At 69.2% G+C, this 17,020-nt stretch carries 20 protein-coding genes and 2 pseudogenes; 14 read left to right on the top strand and 8 right to left on the bottom strand.

The features are described 5' to 3' along the window. Positions 1-3: 3 nt before the first annotated feature. The 3 genes from IF00_RS0137075 to IF00_RS0137065 form a co-directional block, all read right to left on the bottom strand. A complete protein-coding gene (locus IF00_RS0137075) occupies positions 4-1,194 on the bottom strand; it encodes a cytochrome P450 (protein WP_030325936.1) in 1,191 nt (396 codons plus the stop codon). 287 nt (positions 1,195-1,481) lie between these two features. Beyond that, positions 1,482-1,910: a VOC family protein gene (locus IF00_RS0137070; RefSeq protein WP_030325934.1), complete on the bottom strand. Its 429-nt coding sequence runs from the start codon at positions 1,908-1,910 to the stop codon at positions 1,482-1,484. Positions 1,911-2,456: 546 nt separating this feature from the next. Next, positions 2,457-2,876, bottom strand: a complete 420-nt coding sequence (locus IF00_RS0137065; protein WP_030325929.1) for an MmcQ/YjbR family DNA-binding protein — start codon at positions 2,874-2,876, stop codon at positions 2,457-2,459. Between the two features lie 185 nt (positions 2,877-3,061). On the opposite strand from IF00_RS0137065, the gene IF00_RS0137060 reads away from it, so the two are divergent. Continuing rightward, complete coding sequence (locus IF00_RS0137060; RefSeq protein WP_030325928.1) at positions 3,062-3,514, top strand: phospholipase; 453 nt, start codon at positions 3,062-3,064, stop codon at positions 3,512-3,514. 328 nt (positions 3,515-3,842) lie between these two features. Here IF00_RS0137060 and IF00_RS0137055 read toward each other — a convergent pair whose 3' ends face one another. Further along, positions 3,843-4,421 carry an HPP family protein gene (locus IF00_RS0137055; RefSeq protein ID WP_030325927.1) on the bottom strand — a complete coding sequence of 193 codons (579 nt, stop codon included), beginning with the start codon at positions 4,419-4,421 and terminating at the stop codon, positions 3,843-3,845. Positions 4,422-4,626: 205 nt separating this feature from the next. Between IF00_RS0137055 and IF00_RS0137050 the strand changes: the two genes are divergently transcribed. The 4 genes from IF00_RS0137050 to IF00_RS0137030 all read left to right on the top strand — a co-directional run bounded on the left by IF00_RS0137050 (position 4,627) and on the right by IF00_RS0137030 (position 7,783). After that, positions 4,627-4,908 (top strand): DUF6296 family protein, encoded by a 282-nt coding sequence (locus tag IF00_RS0137050; protein ID WP_051820811.1) that lies wholly within the window; start codon positions 4,627-4,629, stop codon positions 4,906-4,908. Between the two features lie 646 nt (positions 4,909-5,554). Next, on the top strand, positions 5,555-5,800 hold the full coding sequence (locus tag IF00_RS0137040) for a hypothetical protein (protein ID WP_030325923.1): 246 nt from the start codon (positions 5,555-5,557) through the stop codon (positions 5,798-5,800). 192 nt (positions 5,801-5,992) lie between these two features. Then, complete coding sequence (locus tag IF00_RS0137035; RefSeq protein WP_051820810.1) at positions 5,993-7,249, top strand: cytochrome P450; 1,257 nt, start codon at positions 5,993-5,995, stop codon at positions 7,247-7,249. A 231-nt stretch (positions 7,250-7,480) separates the two neighbouring features. Continuing rightward, the gene (locus IF00_RS0137030) at positions 7,481-7,783 is read left to right on the top strand and encodes a hypothetical protein (protein WP_030325921.1); all 303 of its coding nucleotides are present in this window, start codon (positions 7,481-7,483) and stop codon (positions 7,781-7,783) included. 66 nt (positions 7,784-7,849) lie between these two features. Here IF00_RS0137030 and IF00_RS0137025 read toward each other — a convergent pair whose 3' ends face one another. After that, positions 7,850-8,053, bottom strand: a complete 204-nt coding sequence (locus IF00_RS0137025; RefSeq protein ID WP_030325920.1) for a cold-shock protein — start codon at positions 8,051-8,053, stop codon at positions 7,850-7,852. 312 nt (positions 8,054-8,365) lie between these two features. Between IF00_RS0137025 and IF00_RS0137020 the strand changes: the two genes are divergently transcribed. The 6 genes and pseudogenes from IF00_RS0137020 to IF00_RS0137005 all read left to right on the top strand — a co-directional run bounded on the left by IF00_RS0137020 (position 8,366) and on the right by IF00_RS0137005 (position 11,498). After that, entirely contained in the window at positions 8,366-9,040 is a 675-nt protein-coding gene (locus IF00_RS0137020; protein WP_245234732.1) for a hypothetical protein, read from the top strand. A 166-nt stretch (positions 9,041-9,206) separates the two neighbouring features. Then, positions 9,207-9,962, top strand: a complete 756-nt coding sequence (locus IF00_RS0137015) for a hypothetical protein (RefSeq protein WP_051820808.1) — start codon at positions 9,207-9,209, stop codon at positions 9,960-9,962. Between the two features lie 53 nt (positions 9,963-10,015). Continuing rightward, positions 10,016-10,096: pseudogene (locus tag IF00_RS45870) on the top strand (IS5/IS1182 family transposase); the annotation flags it as partial. Next, positions 10,079-10,206 (top strand): annotated as a pseudogene (locus IF00_RS46555) (IS5/IS1182 family transposase); the annotation flags it as partial. The pseudogenes IF00_RS45870 and IF00_RS46555, both read left to right, overlap by 18 nt. Before the next feature lie 129 nt (positions 10,207-10,335). Continuing rightward, positions 10,336-10,848 (top strand): hypothetical protein, encoded by a 513-nt coding sequence (locus IF00_RS0137010; RefSeq protein WP_030325907.1) that lies wholly within the window; start codon positions 10,336-10,338, stop codon positions 10,846-10,848. 59 nt (positions 10,849-10,907) lie between these two features. Beyond that, positions 10,908-11,498, top strand: coding sequence for an SMI1/KNR4 family protein (locus IF00_RS0137005; RefSeq protein ID WP_030325905.1), 591 nt, complete (start codon positions 10,908-10,910; stop codon positions 11,496-11,498). A 50-nt stretch (positions 11,499-11,548) separates the two neighbouring features. Here the strand turns inward: IF00_RS0137005 and IF00_RS0137000 are convergent, their stop codons facing one another. Continuing rightward, positions 11,549-11,926 (bottom strand): hypothetical protein, encoded by a 378-nt coding sequence (locus IF00_RS0137000; protein ID WP_030325903.1) that lies wholly within the window; start codon positions 11,924-11,926, stop codon positions 11,549-11,551. Between the two features lie 504 nt (positions 11,927-12,430). Here IF00_RS0137000 and IF00_RS0136995 point away from each other — a divergent pair. Continuing rightward, positions 12,431-12,700, top strand: coding sequence for a hypothetical protein (locus IF00_RS0136995; protein ID WP_245234731.1), 270 nt, complete (start codon positions 12,431-12,433; stop codon positions 12,698-12,700). A 405-nt stretch (positions 12,701-13,105) separates the two neighbouring features. Continuing rightward, a complete protein-coding gene (locus IF00_RS0136990; protein ID WP_051820807.1) occupies positions 13,106-13,792 on the top strand; it encodes a hypothetical protein in 687 nt (228 codons plus the stop codon). Positions 13,793-14,079: 287 nt separating this feature from the next. Here the strand turns inward: IF00_RS0136990 and IF00_RS0136985 are convergent, their stop codons facing one another. Further along, on the bottom strand, positions 14,080-15,267 hold the full coding sequence (locus tag IF00_RS0136985) for an FG-GAP-like repeat-containing protein (RefSeq protein ID WP_030325894.1): 1,188 nt from the start codon (positions 15,265-15,267) through the stop codon (positions 14,080-14,082). Between the two features lie 470 nt (positions 15,268-15,737). On the opposite strand from IF00_RS0136985, the gene IF00_RS0136980 reads away from it, so the two are divergent. After that, on the top strand, positions 15,738-16,049 hold the full coding sequence (locus tag IF00_RS0136980; protein ID WP_030325892.1) for an immunity 53 family protein: 312 nt from the start codon (positions 15,738-15,740) through the stop codon (positions 16,047-16,049). Here the strand turns inward: IF00_RS0136980 and IF00_RS0136975 are convergent. Further along, positions 16,046-16,864, bottom strand: a complete 819-nt coding sequence (locus IF00_RS0136975) for a sigma-70 family RNA polymerase sigma factor (RefSeq protein WP_078945004.1) — start codon at positions 16,862-16,864, stop codon at positions 16,046-16,048. The two genes, IF00_RS0136980 and IF00_RS0136975, sit on opposite strands and share 4 nt — an antisense overlap. Between the last annotated feature and the right edge of the window lie 156 nt (positions 16,865-17,020).

Below are 17,020 nucleotides of genomic sequence, written 5' to 3'. Positions count from 1 at the left end.
CTTTCACCATGTGACGGGGAGCTCGAGCATCCCCTGGATCGTGTCGCCAGGCTTGAACGAGATCTCTTCGGTGGGGACGGCCAGCCGCAGCCCCGGCAGCCGGCGGAGCAGCGTCCCGAGCGCGATCTCCATCTCCGCGCGCGCCAGGTTCTGTCCCAGGCACTGATGGATGCCAAAGCCGAAGGCCAGGTGGTGCCGTGCCGAGCGCGACCAGTCAAGGGTGTCGGGGTCGGCGTAGGCGGCGGCGTCCCGGTTGATGACGGAGGTCGAGAAGACCACGCCCTCACCCGCGCGGATGATCGTGCCGTCGATCTCCACGTCCTCGCGCGCCACTCGCAGGAGCCCGTCCGCGATCGACAGGAACCGCAGCAGTTCCTCGACGGCCGCCGGTACGAGACCGGGGTCGGCCTGGAGTTCGGCCAGTCGCTCGGGATGGCGCAGCAGTGTGTACGTACCGAGGGAAATCATGTTCGCGGTGGTCTCGTGCCCCGCGATCAGCAGGATCGTGGCGAGCTGTACCAGCTCCTCGCGGTCGGGCCCGCCATCCTTCAGCTGCCGCGCCACCAGATCGTCGAGCACGCCCTCGCCGGGCTTGCGCCGTTTGCGTTCGATCAGGTCGCCCAGATAGCCCTCGAGCTGGGCGAGCGCGTCCTCGGTGTCCTCGCCCGTCGGTCCGCGGAGCAGCCGAGCAGACTGCTCCTCGAAGAAGTCGTGGTCCTCGTACGGGACTCCGAGCAGGTCGCAGATCACGATCGAGGGCACGGGCAGTGCGAACGCGCTCACCAGCTCGGCCGGCGGGCCCGCAGCCTCCATCGCGTCGAGGAGCCGGTCCACGGTCTCCTGAATGCGCGGGCGCAGCAGCTCGGCACGCTTGAGCGTGAAACTCGGGATCAGCATCCGGCGCTGGACGTTGTGTTCAGGGTCGTCCCAGCCGAGGAGCGCGGCGCGTCGGCGTCGGCGCACGGCCGAGGCCCGCTGGGTCGTGAGCGGGAAGTCGGGGTGGGTGGAGTCGGTGGACAGACGGGGGTCAGAGAGCAGCGTCCGGCCGGCTGAGTGGCCGCTGACGAGCCACACGGAGCGCCCGTCCCACAGGGTCACCCTCGACAGCGGGCGGTCCTCGCGCAACGGTTCGTAGGCGGTGGGCGGGTGGTAGGGGCAGGTCCGGTTCTGGGGGAACGCCACGGCTTCCGTCATGAGGGCCTCGCAAAGGGGCGAATCGGCGGCTTCGAGATTGGTGCCGTTCCCACTACATGCCTCAGGCACCTATCTGGTCTACGCACAGTTCGGCCAATCCACCGGAACGGGGGCATCCATTCAGCCGCAGCCCGGAAGCAGGCGGTCAGCATGCGCCATGCGTGAATGCGGCAGGTCTCGCTGCTCTCCCCGTGTACACGCGGAACCCGTGCGCCTCGTCGGCGGAGCGGGTTGTCCGCGGACCCGCTCCGGGAAGCGGCCTTGAACGCCAGGCGCCGCTCAGGAGGTCAGGAGCGCTGCAGGGGCGGGCCGGAATCGACGGGGGACATCGTGGCCAGGACGAAGGCGTGACCGCCGGGGTCGGTGTAGCGGCGCAGGTCCGTACGCCGGTCCGTCCGCGTTCCGTCGCGCTCGGCGGCGATGGGCAGAGCCCCGAGAGACACCGCCTCGCGCTCCGCCTCGTCGAGGGCGTCAGGGGCCACGAAGATCTGCAGATGAGCCTGCTGGGAGTCCTCGGGGCGCGGCCAACTCGGCGGCGCCTGCCCGAGGTCACGGCGGATCCCGAGTACCACTCCGGCGTGACCGGAGACGAGGAGCAGGTCGTGGTCGTCCCCCGCGGGTTGCACGGTGGCATCGAGCAGGGTCGCGTAGAAGCGCGCGAGGGGTTCGGGATCGGTGGAGTCGAGGACGAGGACGCTGGTCTTGAGAACAGGCATGCATCCCGTCTGCCCCGCGGATCCGTGGCCATGCTCCCCGGATCGCGTCCGGAGAGTCAGGGGGCAGCGGCAGTGGCAGGCGCGCTGACCATGGCCTGGTAACGGGTGGCTCGTTTGTCGTGGCGCTTGGCCAGGGCCGGCTTCTACTGATGCCGGATGAGGCGGCGTCCCACGGGCTGCTCCGCCTGTCGGCCGTCGGGTCGCGGCGGGGGCGGGGCGGACAGTGGCCCGGCTCCCCGCTGATGGTTCCGGAGGCTCGGGGGGGGGGGGGGGCCGGTCGGTGTGGAGGACTGCCAGACTGGTCTCGGGCTGCTCCGATGCCGACCAGAGACTCATCCACTGCCGCTCCCCCGTCGGCCATCGACGACAGCGAGGACCCGGACGAAGTCGACGGCGCGGAAGCCCCGGCCACAAAGGTGACTCCACGCAAGCGGGCCGCCCGAAACAGCTCACGCGACGGTGTCGCGCCGTGGCCCAGCTCGCCGAAGCCCCCTGGAACGGCTCGGGGGTCTCCCTCCCCGTCTGCGAGACCAGGCCCAACGCCGGTCAGCTGAGCGGCGGCGGAAGGGGGAGCCGGGCGGCGAGGAACTTCGGAGCCATCTCGCGGTAGCTGTCGGTGATCAGTTCGGCAAGTTCGGTCCAGTCGGTGTGGTCACCGAGGATGGCGGCGACGACGTTACGGCCCCAGTCGGCACGGCGGAACGGGAACCCAGCGGCGGTCAGACCGAGCAGGTCGTCGGCGGGTACCCGAAACGTCATCACGACCGGTTCCTGATCTGCGGTCACATACGAGGCGTAGACCGGGGAGCGATCCACGTCCGCCGTGTAGACGTGGGCGAACGTCCGTTTCCGGATCCGCCAGCGCACCCCGACCCAGGCCGGTTCCTCGTACGACTCGGGCAGCTGCCGGCAGATCGACCGCAACCTGTTCAGGATCTCGGGCGGCACGTCTCCAGGACTGGTCATGGGCCGACACTATCGACCGCTACTGACATCGGAAGGACCGCGTGCCCCGCACCCGCACCCGCACCCGCCGATAACTTCGTACGAAGGCCGACACGTCAAGGTCTGTACAAACGCTGTTGCCCCGTCAATCATCTTGTCATGTACCTGCAGCGCGACGGCGCGCCGCAGTCTCATGGAGGTGTGGGATGCACCAAAGACTTTCCGTCGGCCTGTCCGCCTCGGCCCTTGCCCTGCTCACCACCGTCGCCACCGCCAATGTCGCCACGGCTGCCCCCGCCGACAAGCCCCAGGTGCTCTCCAGTTGGACGCAGACCAGCGCGTCGAGCTACAACCTCTGGGCCGCGGCCCGAGCCAATCAGGGTGCATGGTCCGCCTACGCCTTCGACTGGTCGACCGACTACTGCTCCACCTCCCCGGACAACCCCCTGGGCTTCCCCTTCTCGAAGTCCTGCGCCCGACACGACTTCGGCTACCGCAACTACAAGGCCGCCGGCACCTTCAGCGCCAACAAGTCCCGCCTGGACAGCGCCCTGTACGAGGACCTCAAGCGCGTGTGCCTCAACTACAGCGGCGCCACGAAGACAACGTGCAACGGCACGGCGTGGACCTACTACCAGGCGGTCAAGGCCTTCGGCTGATCGACCGTGCCGCGCGGCACGCCACGCGCCCGCCCTCCCCCACGCCTACCTGTCACCGACTCAGGGGCTACCCCCGGCGGCGGCGTGCGACGGCCCGGCTGGAGCGAGGATGGACGACGGCGGATGTCGACAGGTTGTCCGGCTCGTTCCGCAGGCTGAAGCGCGGCGCCCAGCTCGGCGGTGAGTTCAGCAACGGGGCACCGTGCGGCCGCATCGTCGGCGTGGTCCCGCTCCGGGTGCTTGCGCCCCCCCACGCCCGCGGAAAGAGGACTGGACGTACGAGGTCCTCTCGGGGGCACACTCCAGCGGCGCGCCAGGCCGGAGCGGCTCACCACCAGTAAGCGGGGTACCTCGGTGCCGCGCGCCGGACGCGGGACGCGGCGTACGCGGTCAGGACGAGCAGGACCGTGGACCCGAACAGCAGGGGGACGAACCTGCCCGGTGCGGGCTCCTGGAGGACGATGACGACGGCGGTGGCGCAGGCAGGCGAGTGCGGGGTCCGGGCCAGCGTTGTCAGGGCGAGGGTGACACCGGCAGCGAGGGCGGCGGCCCATGCGCTGCCGTGCGCTGCGATCGCAACCACATATCCGGCGGCGGCACCGAGGAGGTGTCCGACGACCACGCTGCGCGGCTGGGCCAGCGGCAGCGCGGGGGCGCAGTGGACCAGTGCGGCGCTGGCGGCGAGCGGGGGTATGAGCACCGGCTCGTGGAGGACGGCGCCGATCGCGACGAGTGCGAGGAGGGCCGCTGTGGCAGCGCTGACGTTGTGGGCGGCGGCCGCGGGCGTCGGTCGAGCCGGAGCACGGCCGGCCATCCGGGCCAGGCGCGGGCGCCGGCTGCGGGGAACGTCGGCGGAGCCGGTCACGGCCGGGGTGGGGTCGGGATGCGGAGCGATGTCGGTACTCATGTGATGCGGGGTTTCCGGGGCAGGCGGCCGTGGGCCGGACGAGACGGAGCGGGGGCGGTCGGTCGCACGGGGACCCTGTGGTCGACAGTCGCCCCGGTCTCGCGCCCGACCCTGGTGCGGCGGCGCGGCCTCGCACCACTCTAACCAGCGGGTTCTCGGCCGCTCAGCCGGGGGCCGGCACGGCCCTGGGCGTAAAATGGGCGGAATGAGCCCACTCCGATACGAGCTGGTCTTCTCCGACGACACGGGTTCGGCCGAGGACGTCGTGATCGTCGAGCGCACCGCTGCCAAGGGGCCCGGCGGCCATCCGGTCTACGCCGACCCCACCGGCATCATCCGGGCGGAGATCAGCGACCAGGACGAACTGCGCATCCTCGCCTCGGGCGGGCACCAGACTCCAACCCAGCACGTCCTGGCCCGCCGTCTCACCGACGCCACCGACGCCGATCCGAAGGATCCCGCCGGCCCCTCCACCTCCGCAACCTGACCGGTACGCAACCCGTCGACCTGCCGGCGAGCGCGCTCCGCGTTCGGGTGGGGACGCCTCACGATCCCCGCTCGGCGACGTGGCCCCAGGGCTGACAGGGCTGGGCACAGCCGCGCGACCACCACCTCATCCGGCGTGCGGCATACGCGACGACGTAAGGGTACGGCGCGGCGAACTGGCTGACGGTCATGTCCACCAGGTGCTCGTCGGACACCTGGCAGGCCACCACGCCTCGCGCCAGGTGTCGCCAACTTCAGCATGGTCGCGCGCTGGGCCTCAGCCATGACGAGACGCCGACGCCGGCCTGGCGAGGTCGGTGAGGTCGGGACGGGGCGTTGTGCGGCCTCACGGGTCTCCTGGCGGCAGCTCGGCCATCAGGCACCTTCTGCCGCTCGGCCGCCTCTTGCTGACGTCCCCGGCACGGAGGGCCGCCCCGGGCACGGAGGGGCGCGCCGAGCCCGTACCGACGGCAGGCCCGGCAACGGGCGCAGCGTCCCAGGGGCGGGAGCGGTCACTGCTGGGGCAGGAGGTTGACCGGGCGGCAGGGGCGGTCATCGCGGCTCCAGGAGTGAAGGCCGGGCCGGGCGGCAGGATCTGGTGGGCCACACATGGCACCTGAATTCGAACACATGCTCTAATTGAAGGTATGAGGCACCACCTCTTCCCCGACGACCTCGTCACCGCCCAGGAGGCATGGACCCACACCTACGAGGAGCTGGCCCGCCCTCACCCCACAGACATCACCACCCTGCGGCGACGCCTGATCCACCTCTCCGTCAAGGTCTACTTCCACCCGTTCTGGACACGGCACGCAGAGCCGTCCGCCGGCCGCGCGGACCTCTTGCACCATGTCCGCGCGGGACAGCGCGACCGCGAGGAGGCGGCTGCATGAGCACAGACCGGGATGTATCGGTCACTGGCCCCGGATGCTGACGGTGGGGGCCGGCCTCGTCGCCTGCCCTCGTCCGGGTATGTGATTCTTCCCGACTTGCCGATTCGCATGGTCGTGGTCTTCGCTGGCGCGAGCAGGGGCGAAGGCCACCGCCCGCTGCGTTCGGGCAGACACCGCGTGGAGAAGGCACCTATGGCAGGCACGACAACATGTCCGGTTCTCGGGACCGGAAGGCTTCCCGGCCTCTCCGACGCACCGTTCGTACGCGATCCGCATCCCTTCCTTGCCGCCCTGCGGGATGCCGACCCCGTCCACTTCGACGCCGAAACCGGGTTGTGGCTGGTCAGCCGGTACGCCGATGTACGGAAGGTGCTGTTGGATCCGGTTGCCTACCTGCCGGACAACGCCCAGCACGCCGTCTCCCCGCTCTCCATGCCCACGTTGCGCGGGCTCGCCCGGTCCCGGTTCGCGCTGCCGCCCGCACTCGCCAACAACGGTGGCTCCACCCATGCCGAACTTCGCCGGCTGGTCACTCGATTCTTCAACGCCGACCGCGTGAGCGCGGCGGTACCGCTGGTCGAGGAGACGGCACGGGAGATGCTCTCCGACCTCGGGGATCTGTACGCATCCGGCCACCCGTGCGACATCGCCGCCGAGTACGCGCAGCGCCTGCCGTGCCGGGTGATGATGCGACTGCTCGGCGTCGACGGCATATCCGACACCACGCTCACGACGTGGAGCGACGCCGCCCTGGAACTGTTCTACGGCTGGCCGTCGCCCGAGCGGCAGACCCGTCTCGGGGAGCTGGTCGGGGACTTCTACCGGTGGCTGGTGGACCAGGTGGCCCGCGACGCACCTGCCGACGGCCTGATCGGCTCCCTCCGTCGCCACAGGCTGTCCAGCGGTGAGCCGCTCGATGCCGCGACCGCCGTCGCCGTGTGCTTCTTCGTCTTCATCGCCGGACAGTCCACCACGGGCCAGCTGATCTCCACGGCACTACTCCGCGCGTTGGCCGAACCCGGGGCGTGGGCGCGGGCGGCCACCGAGGACGGCTTCGCAGAGGCCTGGGTGGAGGAGATCCTCCGCCGGGAACCCCCGGTAACCACCTGGCGCCGGGTCACAGCACATGAGGTGGAACTGTCCGGGACGATGCTGCCCGCCGGCTCGCAACTCCTGCTCATGCTGATGGGGACGGGCTCGGATCCAAAGGTGTTCGAAGAGCCCGAGGTGCTGCGCCCGTTCCGGGACAACATTCGCCATCACCTCTCCTTCGGAGTGGGCCGGCACCGCTGCCCGGGAGCGTCGCTGGCGCGCACCGAGGCGGCTGTGGCACTCCGCACGGCTGCACGACTGCTGCCCGATGCGGTACTCACCGAGGACGGCGACCCTCCCATGCTGGGGTTGCTGTCCTTCCGCGCCCCCCTGCAGGTCGTGGTACGCCGCGCCTGATCCCCCTCACCACTCGACCGATGTTCGTCATCGGAGCACCGGGCATGTGACAGGGAGCCCCAGGGCGAGTGACCACCAGGTTGCGAGTGGGCCCTGGGAGCGCGACATGGCTGTGGAGGAGCGGCAGAGAAGGAGGCGACGTTACCTCTGCTCAGCCGGTCGCCGCTCACCTCCCGCAGTACTCAGGCAGCAGGCAGCAGGCAGCAGCATCGCACCCATGTTCCAACCTCTATGACGCCTTCCCTGCAGCCCGCGTACGGAGCGGGTTGGGGCAGGCTGTCGACCCGGATAGCCGCACTCCTCGCCCGCACACCAGCACAGCACGTCATTCTCGACACCGCTTGTGACGTACCCGTATTCGGCATCGGGCTGGTGGAGACTCTGAATCGCATCGGTGTCACGGAACCGATCACGGTCGTCGTCGAGCGGCTCCCGCAGGCCGACCTGTTCCCGTCGTTCCGTCAATATCGCCCGGATTCCGAGCGGTTGAATGAGTGCCGCGAACCCGACGGAAGCCCTGCCGCCGTCTGGTAATGGCGGCTACGGAGCGCGGGCGGCGCCTTCACAGCGTGCAGGCGCCGCCAGCAGCAGGAGTAGGGCTCAGCCTCGAATGATGTTCTCCGCCTGAGGGCCCTTCTGGCCCTGGGCGACGTCGAACGTCACCGTCTCGCCCTCGGTCAGTTCGCGGTATCCGTTGCCGGAGATGTTGGAGTAGTGAGCGAAGACATCCGGTCCGCCTCCGTCCTGGGCAATGAAGCCGAAGCCCTTCTCGGAGTTGAACCACTTCACGGTGCCGCTGGCCATGCTTGTCCTTCTGGTCAAATCAGCGGTAGCCCGGGGTCGGGCTACCTGGGCCTCCCCTTCGGAGGCCCGCACCAGTATTCCCCGCGCGGTCTCACATCTACACGCATTCACCAGCTCTTGTTCGTATGTCGTACCCGCGAGCAGCAAGCCGAGGAGGGATCGCACGAACTGCGTCCGGGAGGCGTGCTGCCGTCGCACACCCTCGCGCCATTGCAGAAACGCCGAGAGATTACTTGCACCGACGGACGGAAATAAGGCGCATCAACCTCTGCACACCGCACCGGAGGACGTACCCTGCACCACGAACAGTCCGTGTCCCTTCTGAACGGGCCCCACTCGCGCAAGGAGCCTTTCGTGCCTTCCTCAAGTACTGCCGTTCACAGCATCGATGCAACAACTGCGGCGCTCCAGAAAGAACTCCCTGTGCTCGAGCGGCTTCAGCAGGACCTCGAGAAGGAGCTGGCCTCGGTCTCCGAGCGCGTGCTCTCGGTCCGTACGGCACTGGCGGCCTTGCTGGCCCTGGCCGACACGCCTGCCCCGCGCGCGGCGCAGGAGGCACCGGAGTCGGCTGCGACGGAGAGCGAAGCCGCAGTTGAGACTTCCGTGACGACGCCACAGGACTCCAGTCCGGTCCCGGCACCGCGGAAGCCCACCAAGGCGCGTTCCACCGGGGGGCGTAAGACCGCTGCGTCTACCAAGGGCGAGCCCAAGGAGCGGCGTACCTCGGCAGGCAAGCCCCGTACCGCGGCCGCGGCACAGCAAGCGGCAACTGCGCCCCAGGAATCCGGCGGCCTCACCGAGCAGGTGGCAGCTGTCCTGACCCAATCGCCGGACAGCCCCATGCGTGCACGTGACGTCGCGAAGGCACTCGGCCGTGATTCCTCCACGGGCGCCGTCAACACCGTCCGCAGCACCCTCGACCGGCTCGTAGCCACCTCCCGGGCCTCCCGCGCCGGCCGAGGCCTCTACCAGGCTCCCGTCGGCTGACGCCTGTGCACGTGAGCCCGCCGAACGGGCGCCCGACCCTCCGGCACAGTAAGAGGCTGACTGTGGCTTCGCCGCGGACGAGCATGGCCTCTCTCCTGTACGGCCGGGTCACGCGGCTGCGCGCGTTCCGCTCTCGCTCGGCCGGCCGTGCGGAATGAGGACTGCCATGTCCCGCGCCCTCCCGTTGCCGATCCCGGCCTGGGGCCGCCTGTGGGCTGTCCCGGAATCCGGTGCCGGGCCGGGGCGCAACTGCCTCAGGACGGAGGTGGCAGCAACTGATCCGGTGCTTGCGTTCGACGCCCGCTCCGGGAAGAGTTCCGCGGATGCCGTTCGGGGCGACGTCGTGGGAGCAGGGGCAGTAGAGATGTGTGTGCTGGATGCGGCGGTCAAAGAGGCTGCCGTCGCTCGGTTCCTCCGCGAACATCCTGAGATGGAGCAGGCTGCATGCGACCATCCCGCGCTGCAGGGCTGCGCCGACGTCGACTGGTCACGAATTGCCGGGTGCCCTGCGGGGGTCCCGGCCCTGCTCCGCGGGCTCCTGGACGAGGCAGTCGGCCCTGAGGCCCTGCCCGTGCTGGAGAACCTTCTGATGAACAGCGTCTTCCACCTGAGCGCCGTGATGCCGGCCGCCCTGCCCTTCCTGATCCGTCTGGCAGCCGTCCCCGATATTGCTGTGCGTCCAGACCTGGTCGGCATCCTGGTCCTCGCCGCGGAGCTGTCTCCGTCCGTCGACGCCGACGACGAACGCCAGGTGCTGCTGCTCGGTAAAGACTCCGATCACCCTGAACGCGAATGGTGCAGGGCCGCCTTCGCCGCACACGCCTCCGCCCTGCGTGCGTTGCTGGAGGACGAGACCCTTGCGGCAGGGCTGATCAGCACAGACGACCGCGAATGCCTGCTCAGGGCCCTGGAACCTCAGTGATGTTCTTCCTGACTACCCGCAGGCCGGCACTGCGGCCGTGGAAAGATCTTGCAGTGTCGGGGGTGATCACGGCGTCGGAGCCTTCCTGGATAGCCCCGTTCACCGGGCTGAGTCCACGATGCATCAACCGACTCAAGCAGTGGCGCGGCCTGGCCATGCGAACGCGCAAGTTCGCCATCACCTCCGAGGACGCCTCCACCTCGCAGCCATCTTGATCTGGACGCGCCATGGGGAGACTGAGGACGGAGGTCTTGCCGCTTGCGTAGGGACGTGTTGTGCACGGTGGGGGCGGGCTCTCTGCTCTTCTCGCAGGCGGCAATGCTGCCGGATGTGCGGGCTGTGCAGAATCGGGTAGGCCGCCTACCGTTCGGCTGTGAGCAGCTCTTTTCAGACGATCGTTGACCTGGAGGCGACCGCCGAGGACGCCGTGGCGCACGGGGAGCGTGTGGCGGCGTGGCTGGTGGGTGAGGGAGTCGTGGGGCTGCCGGCCCACGGCCCTGGGGCGCGGTGGGAGCGGGCGACGGGGTTCCGGGAAGCGAGCGGGAGCGAGGGACTGACCGTCGTCACGGGGCGGACGGTGTTCTTCTCGCCGCAACGGGATGGGCCGCCGGTGTGTCCGTACTGCGCGAGGGTGTTCGGGGAGGCACACCGTGAGGTGTTCTCGCCGGTGATGGACGCATGGTGGAACACCGGCAGGGGCGAAGTGCCGTGTCCGGCGTGCGGACGGGTGGTGCCGCTGGCCTCGTGGGGGTGGGCTGGAGACGGGCTTGCCTTCGCGTACCTGGGGTTCGAGTTCTGGAACGGGCCTGCGTTGCTGCCGGAGTTCGTTACGGAGCTGGGCCGGGTACTCGGTCACCGAACCCGGTTCGTGCGAGGAAGGATCTAGGCACCCGCCTCAAGGATCATGTGCGGGACAGCCCTTGGGCCGTCTCTTTCGTGTCCTGCATGATGACCGGCATGAATACGGAAACATGCGACCTGGCCGAGCTGGCCGTTCTCCGCGAGGTCTTCGCGTCCCGTCCCGAGGCGGCAGCCCCGGCCGGCTGGGAGGCGGTGCGATCCTTCGAGGCGGAGCACGGCATCGTGCTCCCGGAGCCGTACCGTACGTTCGTGGCGGAGATCTGCGATGGACTGCGCGCCGGACCGCCCTACTACGGTCTGCTGCCCCTCGCGCAAACGCCTGCGGACTGGGGCTCGCATCGCCCTGAACGCCTGCTTGCCAAGCCCTTTCCGCTCACGGCGGCCTGGCTGTGGGAGGCGGAGGGTGACGAGGAGGAGCTGTCGCAGCAGGAGTTCGAGGCCCGGACGGACCCCGTGTTCGACGACGGCTCGCTCCTGCTGGGCACCGACGGCTGCGGCATGTACTGGCACTTGATCGTCACCGGCCCTCAGCGCGGTCACGTCTGGCAGATCGCAGGCGAGGGTGCGATGCCCTTCGGCTCCCAGTCGCCTGACGCCCTGATGCCCGGCACCCCTGGCTTCACGGGCTGGGTGACCCATTGGGCCGAGGGTCGCTCCTGGTTCGCCGACGCCTGAGGACTGTCCCGTACCTGCTGAAGTCTCCACCAGCAGCCGGTCCGAGGCGGTCAGCAGAAGATGAGCTCGACGTCCTTCTCCAGGCAGTACCTCACGACGGTCACCAGTTGGCGCACGTCGTCGACGCGTCGCTCATCGACGGGGTCTCCGTCCTCGTGTTGCTGGCCGGTGATCGCTTCGAGCCTGGGCAGCGCGGCCGCGCATTGAGCGGGCGTGAGAGAGCCTTCGTCGTCTGGATGGTCGAGTAGCGGTGCCAGCGTGGTGGAGACGCTGCTCCACATGCGGTCTCCACCGAACCCGTTCATCTCCGCAAGGGTGAACCCCTCCGTCCGGGCCAGCCACTCTCTGAACATGTTGAAGCCCGTGTAGGACCAGGAGACGTCCGGGCTGGTCACGTCGTCGTCTCCGGGGGTGAGCATGAGCCCCATCCTGTTCCTCCTTGCTTGCGCGATGCCCAGGATCAGTCGTGTGGGGACGTGTTGGCAACCGAAATGATCTGTCGTACGGCTGGTGTGTGTACGGCGTCGAAGTCCGCGTGGATGGCGCTGTTCACCGGGCTGGGTCCGCGACAGGTCGGGAGCCGGTGATCGTTCTGTGGCGCGAGGGGCGGCGCGGTTCGAAGGTGCCGGCTGTGGAGTCTGTCGCTGGAGGGCGGGCACTACGGGTCGCGGTCTCCTGGCACACGCACCTGACCGTGCGCCAGCTGGCCACGCTGTTCCCGCTCTGCTCGGCACCGCACGGGCGTACAACCTCTCCCTCGCTGCATCGACCACCCGCCGCACAGCAACCCACCATGTCCGAAGCCACTCAAGGGCCACTTGGGGACAGCGCTTGGGCAGCGTCTTACGGAGATCACCGCACAAGCGCCGGGCTGTCGGTGATGGGATGGCGTCATGCGACCTGAGCATTGTGTGACCAGGAACCACATCGAGGTGTGGCATGAACGTGTGCTGCCGTCCGGGCCGGAACGGATCAGGTTCTGGACGGTGCTGCGCGGCTCGCTCCTGCCGATCCTCGTCTGGACTGGCGTCGCGTGCATCGCGTACGTCGTCTACAACCTGGTCGTGGCCACGACGCTCGGTGGGCTCTTCGCGTTGGCGTTCACCGTGAGGTTCGGACTCCGCCGCAGGGCAAGGCACTCGGTTCGCTGCAGCGTCTACGGTGCGCTGGGCGGGGTGCTCGCCAAGTCCATGGTCTGGTAGGGGCTCGATCCTGGCCCCCTGGGTGTCGGCCGACTCGACCATGCGACAAAGGGCTCCCTCCGCCACAGCGCCTCAGCCAAGCGGCGGCGTCACCTCGCCACGCCCCGGATGGATGAGTCCGACGCACTCGCGTGATCATGAACGCGTCGCATTCCTTCGCCCGCGAGGTGGTCTTTGACGAAGGTGGCACTGCGTTCATACGCACTGGTGCCTCGGCAATACGACGAACGGAGGGTACTGGCCTCCACGATCGATCCGCGGGGCCGGACTCTCTGGCTGTGGTGCCCTGATGCCCGTTTTCCCTACAGGTGGGCCGGTCAGGATTCCGGCGCCCGCGGAACTACCCTTCGACGCCTCGTCGTCATCAGTGACCGGGGTGAGGTCCTGGAACGGACCCTGCACGGAGTGGCCGTCAATCCGAATGCCTTCGACGCCCTCCCGGGCGGCGGGTTCGTCCTCTCCGGCAGCGAGGGGCCCAAGGCACCGTCCGGCCAGATCTTCGGCCCGGACGGCCGTTCTCGGCGCCGGTTCCCGCTGGGAACCCGCCTCAAGCACCTGATCGCGGACCGTCGGGCCGGCTTCTGGACCGGGTATGCCGACGAAGGTGTGTACAGCGGTGACCGCGTCAGCGCAGGCGGGCTGGTCCGCTGGGACGGCAGGGGCAATCACGCAGGGGCTCTGCACCCCCCTGCGCCCCACCACCACGTGGCGGAGGCCGGCACCATCAACGTCTCCGGTTCCACCGTCCACGCCACGTACTGGCCAGGCGCACCGCTCGTCGAGACCGGGCCCCGTGGGATAGTCCGCATCCGCGACCTGCCGGTCGCAGATCCGTTCGCCCTCGCGATCCGCGACGACCGGATGCTCCTGCTCGGAGGGCATGAGCGGGACTCGGGCACGGCTGCCCGGGCGGATGCCGTGCACCACCTCCGGCTGACGGAGGACGGAGCGGCCGTCATCGGCCGCGAGACCCTCGTCTTCCCGAACGGTGACGCGGTGAGACGTTTCGCCCGCCCTGTCTGCCGGGGCCCGCATGTCTTCCTTGACACTCTCCGCACCCTGCGGCAGTGGTGGGTACTGACCTCGCCGTAGCCCACGGGCCCAGGTGAGGTGGTGGCCGCCTTGACACACGAGGACACGAGGACATGAGGCGGTGAGGGCCTGCTTTGGGTGGCGACCCGGCTTTGAAGTGGCGCCCCGGCGCCACTCGGTGGCGGAGGCGGTCCTGCGCTGACCTGCCCTGCCGTCGGGGGTGCGCGGCGCCGGGACGGCTGTGCCCGGGCAGACCGCGCGTGCGGTCTGCCCGGGCACATGTCCGATGAGAGCCAAGCCGGTCGCGAGCAGGTCGCAAGGGGCGGCATGGCCGTTCACAGACGGAATCAGAAAGCGGTGGCGCCTTCCAGCGCCCACCAGGAACGGTTGTCGTTGTCGACCTTGCGCAGGCCGCCGGTGGCGAGCCCCTGGTACTGGTAGAGGCCGACGCCGTCCGCCGCCTCCAGGTCGGGTCGTCCGTCACCGGAGGTGTCGCCTGCGCCGATGATGTGGTTCATCGAGTTCCAGCCGCCGGTGCCGATGAGCTTGCGGGCACCGAGAGTCCGGGTCGAGGTACCGAGGTAGAGCCACAGCTTCCCCGTGGCCTTCTCCCGGGCAACGAGGTCGGCCCGGCCGTCGCCCGTCATGTCACCGGCGCCGACGAGGGCGTTCATGCCGTTCCAGCCGCCGGTACCGATGAGCTTGCGCGCGCCCAGGCCCCCGCTGCCGGTGCCCGGGTAGAGCCAGAGCTTGCCGGTGGCCTTCTCCACGCCGAGGAGGTCGGAGCGGCCGTCGCCGGACAGGTCGCCGAACGCGGCCAGCCGGCCCATGGAGTTCCAGCCGCCGGTGCCGATGAGCTTGCGCGCGCCGAGGCCCCCGCTACCGGTGCCCGGGTAGAGCCAGAGCTTGCCGGTGGCCTTCTCACGGGCGATCACGTCCTCGCGACCGTCGCCGCTGAAGTCACCGTGCCGTGTGAGTGCGTCGAACGCCTTCCAGCCGCCGGAGCCGATGAGGCGACCGCTGCCGCTGCCCGACAGGAACCACAGACGCCCGGCCTCGTCACTCAGAACGGCGTCCGCCCTCCGGTCGCCGTTCATGTCGCCGAACCCGCCAGCCCTCGGGGACGTCGCCGTCGCCCAATAGGGATACGGATCCGACTCACAGTCGCGCAGCGTGGGCGCGATCTTGATGGAGCTGATCTCTGCGTTGCCGCCGTTGATCGGATAGGACTCGGCGGGGGTGTCCCATGAGTACCCGCCTGCGTAGTTCTGCTCGTCGAAGAGACAGACGTTCAAGCCCGTGCGGTTGTACCGCGTCAGGATCTTGTTGTCCCAGCTCCCCAGGGTGGGCATGCTCGTCTTCGTCTTGAACATCGGACCGGTGCCGTCGCCGTTGGCCCAGGCGCACAAGTAGCCCTTGGGGCAGTCGCTGGTCGCCGCCTGTGCGGGAGCCGCGCCGGCCCCGAGAAGCCCCAGCGAGGTGAGCCCCAGCGTCGTGGCCACCGCGGCCGCGCGCTGAAACAGAGTGGTGCGCATGGATTCCCTCCCTCAAGCGCCACGGAGAAGGGTCTCGACGTGCCGTGCCAGGAAGATATCCCAGCCCGCGGACAGCCCAGGAAGCGCCCCGGATGTGGTCACCGGTTTGTGACCGCGCTCTCCACCGGCCGGCGACCGGGTCGGCCCGGGGCATCTGCCGAGGCCGAGGACGACGTCGCCCCGGAGGATCGTCTCCCTCGAACCAGGCGTCGCCCTGGCAGGTCGCTCCCCGCCCCGCGATGGCTGTGCCCTGCCAGTGAGGGCGGTCCTTCGCCGGGGCAAAGATCAGATGAGAGCGTCATGCCGGTTCCGAGTGGTGAACGCGCCTCTCGGCACGCTCCCGACCTGGCTTGCTCCTCCACTGTGAAACACCATGCGCCCGTTCGATTCCTGTAGCTGGTGCACTGATCGGGACCGGGACGGTTCACCGGGTCCGTTGGTACACGTGTGGTTCGCCTACCATCGCGTTCATGTCCGGACCCGAGCACGTCCTTGAGTGGTTGCAGAGCTGGTATTCCTCACAGTGCGACGGAGACTGGGAACACGAATGGGGCGTGACGGTCGAGACGACCGACAATCCGGGGTGGTTCGTCAAGATCAATCTTGACGAGACGGAACTGGCTGACCGGGAGTATCCCGATCAGCGCATTACTCGAGACGAGCACGACTGGGTCACGGCGTGGACGTCGGAGCAGACGTTTCACATCGCCTGCGGGCCCGGCAATCTGACCGAGGGACTCTCGCTGTTCCGGATCTGGGCGTCCGAGGACGTCACGGATTAGCTCCGAGCATGGCTCCTCACGCCGCAAGCGCGGCCCTGCCGCCTCAAGCGGATGCCCTTCTTGCTGTGTACACGAGCCGCAACGGCCCGAAGGGGGCCTCGATCAGGTTGGACAAAGACGCGTAGGTCGGGGTGAAGCACAGCTCGACCGGCTCTTTCCGGATCGGCGCCGAGGAACCCGGTCGCCCACTGCGGGGCCTTGCCCCCGCTGTCCGCGACCAACTGCACGTCGGTGGCGAGCAGCTCTCGCAGCCCGTCGACGTCTCCTTCGGTCAAGGCGTCGAAGAACCGCGCTGCGAGTCTCTCGCATGCACCGCGGTCGGCCTCGAACCGCGGGCGGCCCTCGGTCATGTGGCGGCGCGCCCTGACCGCCAGTTGGCGGCATGCGGCCTCCGGGCGACCGACCGCGGTGGCGATCTCCTGGAAACCGAAGTCGAACACCTCTCGCAGGACGAACACCGCGCGTTCCAGCGGGGTGAGTCGTTCCAGCAGCAGAAGCGCCGCCGTCGACACCGAGTCGGCCAACTCGGCCGTGCGCTCCGGGTCCTGGTAGGGGTCGGTCAGCAGCGGCTCGGGAAACCACGGTCCGACGTACTCCTCGCGCCGGACGCGGGCGGAATTCAGCACGTTGATCGAGATCCGGGTGACCACGGTCGCCAGGTAGGCCCTGGCGGAGTCAGGTGGAGTCGGCAAGGCCTCGTAGCGGAGCCAGGTCTCCTGAACGGCGTCCTCCGCCTCGGTCACACTTCCCAGGATCCGGTAGGCGATCGAGGACAGCAGTGGCCGCAGCCCCTGGAACTCCTCGGCCCGCGTCATGCCGGCCCCGGCGCGGAACGCTGTCGCCGGGACGTACGACGCGACTGCCGGCCAGGCTCCCGCTCGACCGGCGCACCGGCGAAGCCGTACCCCTCGGCCTCGCCCGCCCGCGGCGCACCCTGCCGAGGCACCGACTGTCGCCTCAGACCCGAGCTC

Origin of the sequence: Streptomyces flavochromogenes, from assembly GCF_000717595.1 — a bacterium.
Classification (GTDB): Bacteria; Actinomycetota; Actinomycetes; order Streptomycetales; family Streptomycetaceae; genus Streptomyces; species Streptomyces flavochromogenes.
The sequence above is the reverse complement of the archived record's forward strand: the minus strand, read 5'-3'. Positions and strand labels throughout refer to the sequence as shown.

Bases quoted from the DNA above. Each gene is read 5' to 3' on its own strand.
- IF00_RS0137075 (WP_030325936.1), bottom strand. From the start codon at position 1,194: ATGACGGAAGCCGTGGCGTTCCCCCAGAACCGGACCTGCCCCTACCAC.
- IF00_RS0137070 (WP_030325934.1), bottom strand. From the start codon at position 1,910: ATGCCTGTTCTCAAGACCAGCGTCCTCGTCCTCGACTCCACCGATCCC.
- IF00_RS0137065 (WP_030325929.1), bottom strand. From the start codon at position 2,876: ATGACCAGTCCTGGAGACGTGCCGCCCGAGATCCTGAACAGGTTGCGG.
- IF00_RS0137060 (WP_030325928.1), top strand. From the start codon at position 3,062: ATGCACCAAAGACTTTCCGTCGGCCTGTCCGCCTCGGCCCTTGCCCTG.
- IF00_RS0137055 (WP_030325927.1), bottom strand. From the start codon at position 4,421: ATGAGTACCGACATCGCTCCGCATCCCGACCCCACCCCGGCCGTGACC.
- IF00_RS0137050 (WP_051820811.1), top strand. From the start codon at position 4,627: ATGAGCCCACTCCGATACGAGCTGGTCTTCTCCGACGACACGGGTTCG.
- IF00_RS0137040 (WP_030325923.1), top strand. From the start codon at position 5,555: ATGAGGCACCACCTCTTCCCCGACGACCTCGTCACCGCCCAGGAGGCA.
- IF00_RS0137035 (WP_051820810.1), top strand. From the start codon at position 5,993: ATGGCAGGCACGACAACATGTCCGGTTCTCGGGACCGGAAGGCTTCCC.
- IF00_RS0137030 (WP_030325921.1), top strand. From the start codon at position 7,481: ATGACGCCTTCCCTGCAGCCCGCGTACGGAGCGGGTTGGGGCAGGCTG.
- IF00_RS0137025 (WP_030325920.1), bottom strand. From the start codon at position 8,053: ATGGCCAGCGGCACCGTGAAGTGGTTCAACTCCGAGAAGGGCTTCGGC.
- IF00_RS0137015 (WP_051820808.1), top strand. From the start codon at position 9,207: ATGTCCCGCGCCCTCCCGTTGCCGATCCCGGCCTGGGGCCGCCTGTGG.
- IF00_RS0137005 (WP_030325905.1), top strand. From the start codon at position 10,908: ATGATGACCGGCATGAATACGGAAACATGCGACCTGGCCGAGCTGGCC.
- IF00_RS0137000 (WP_030325903.1), bottom strand. From the start codon at position 11,926: ATGGGGCTCATGCTCACCCCCGGAGACGACGACGTGACCAGCCCGGAC.
- IF00_RS0136985 (WP_030325894.1), bottom strand. From the start codon at position 15,267: ATGCGCACCACTCTGTTTCAGCGCGCGGCCGCGGTGGCCACGACGCTG.
- IF00_RS0136980 (WP_030325892.1), top strand. From the start codon at position 15,738: ATGTCCGGACCCGAGCACGTCCTTGAGTGGTTGCAGAGCTGGTATTCC.
- IF00_RS0136975 (WP_078945004.1), bottom strand. From the start codon at position 16,864: ATGACGCGGGCCGAGGAGTTCCAGGGGCTGCGGCCACTGCTGTCCTCG.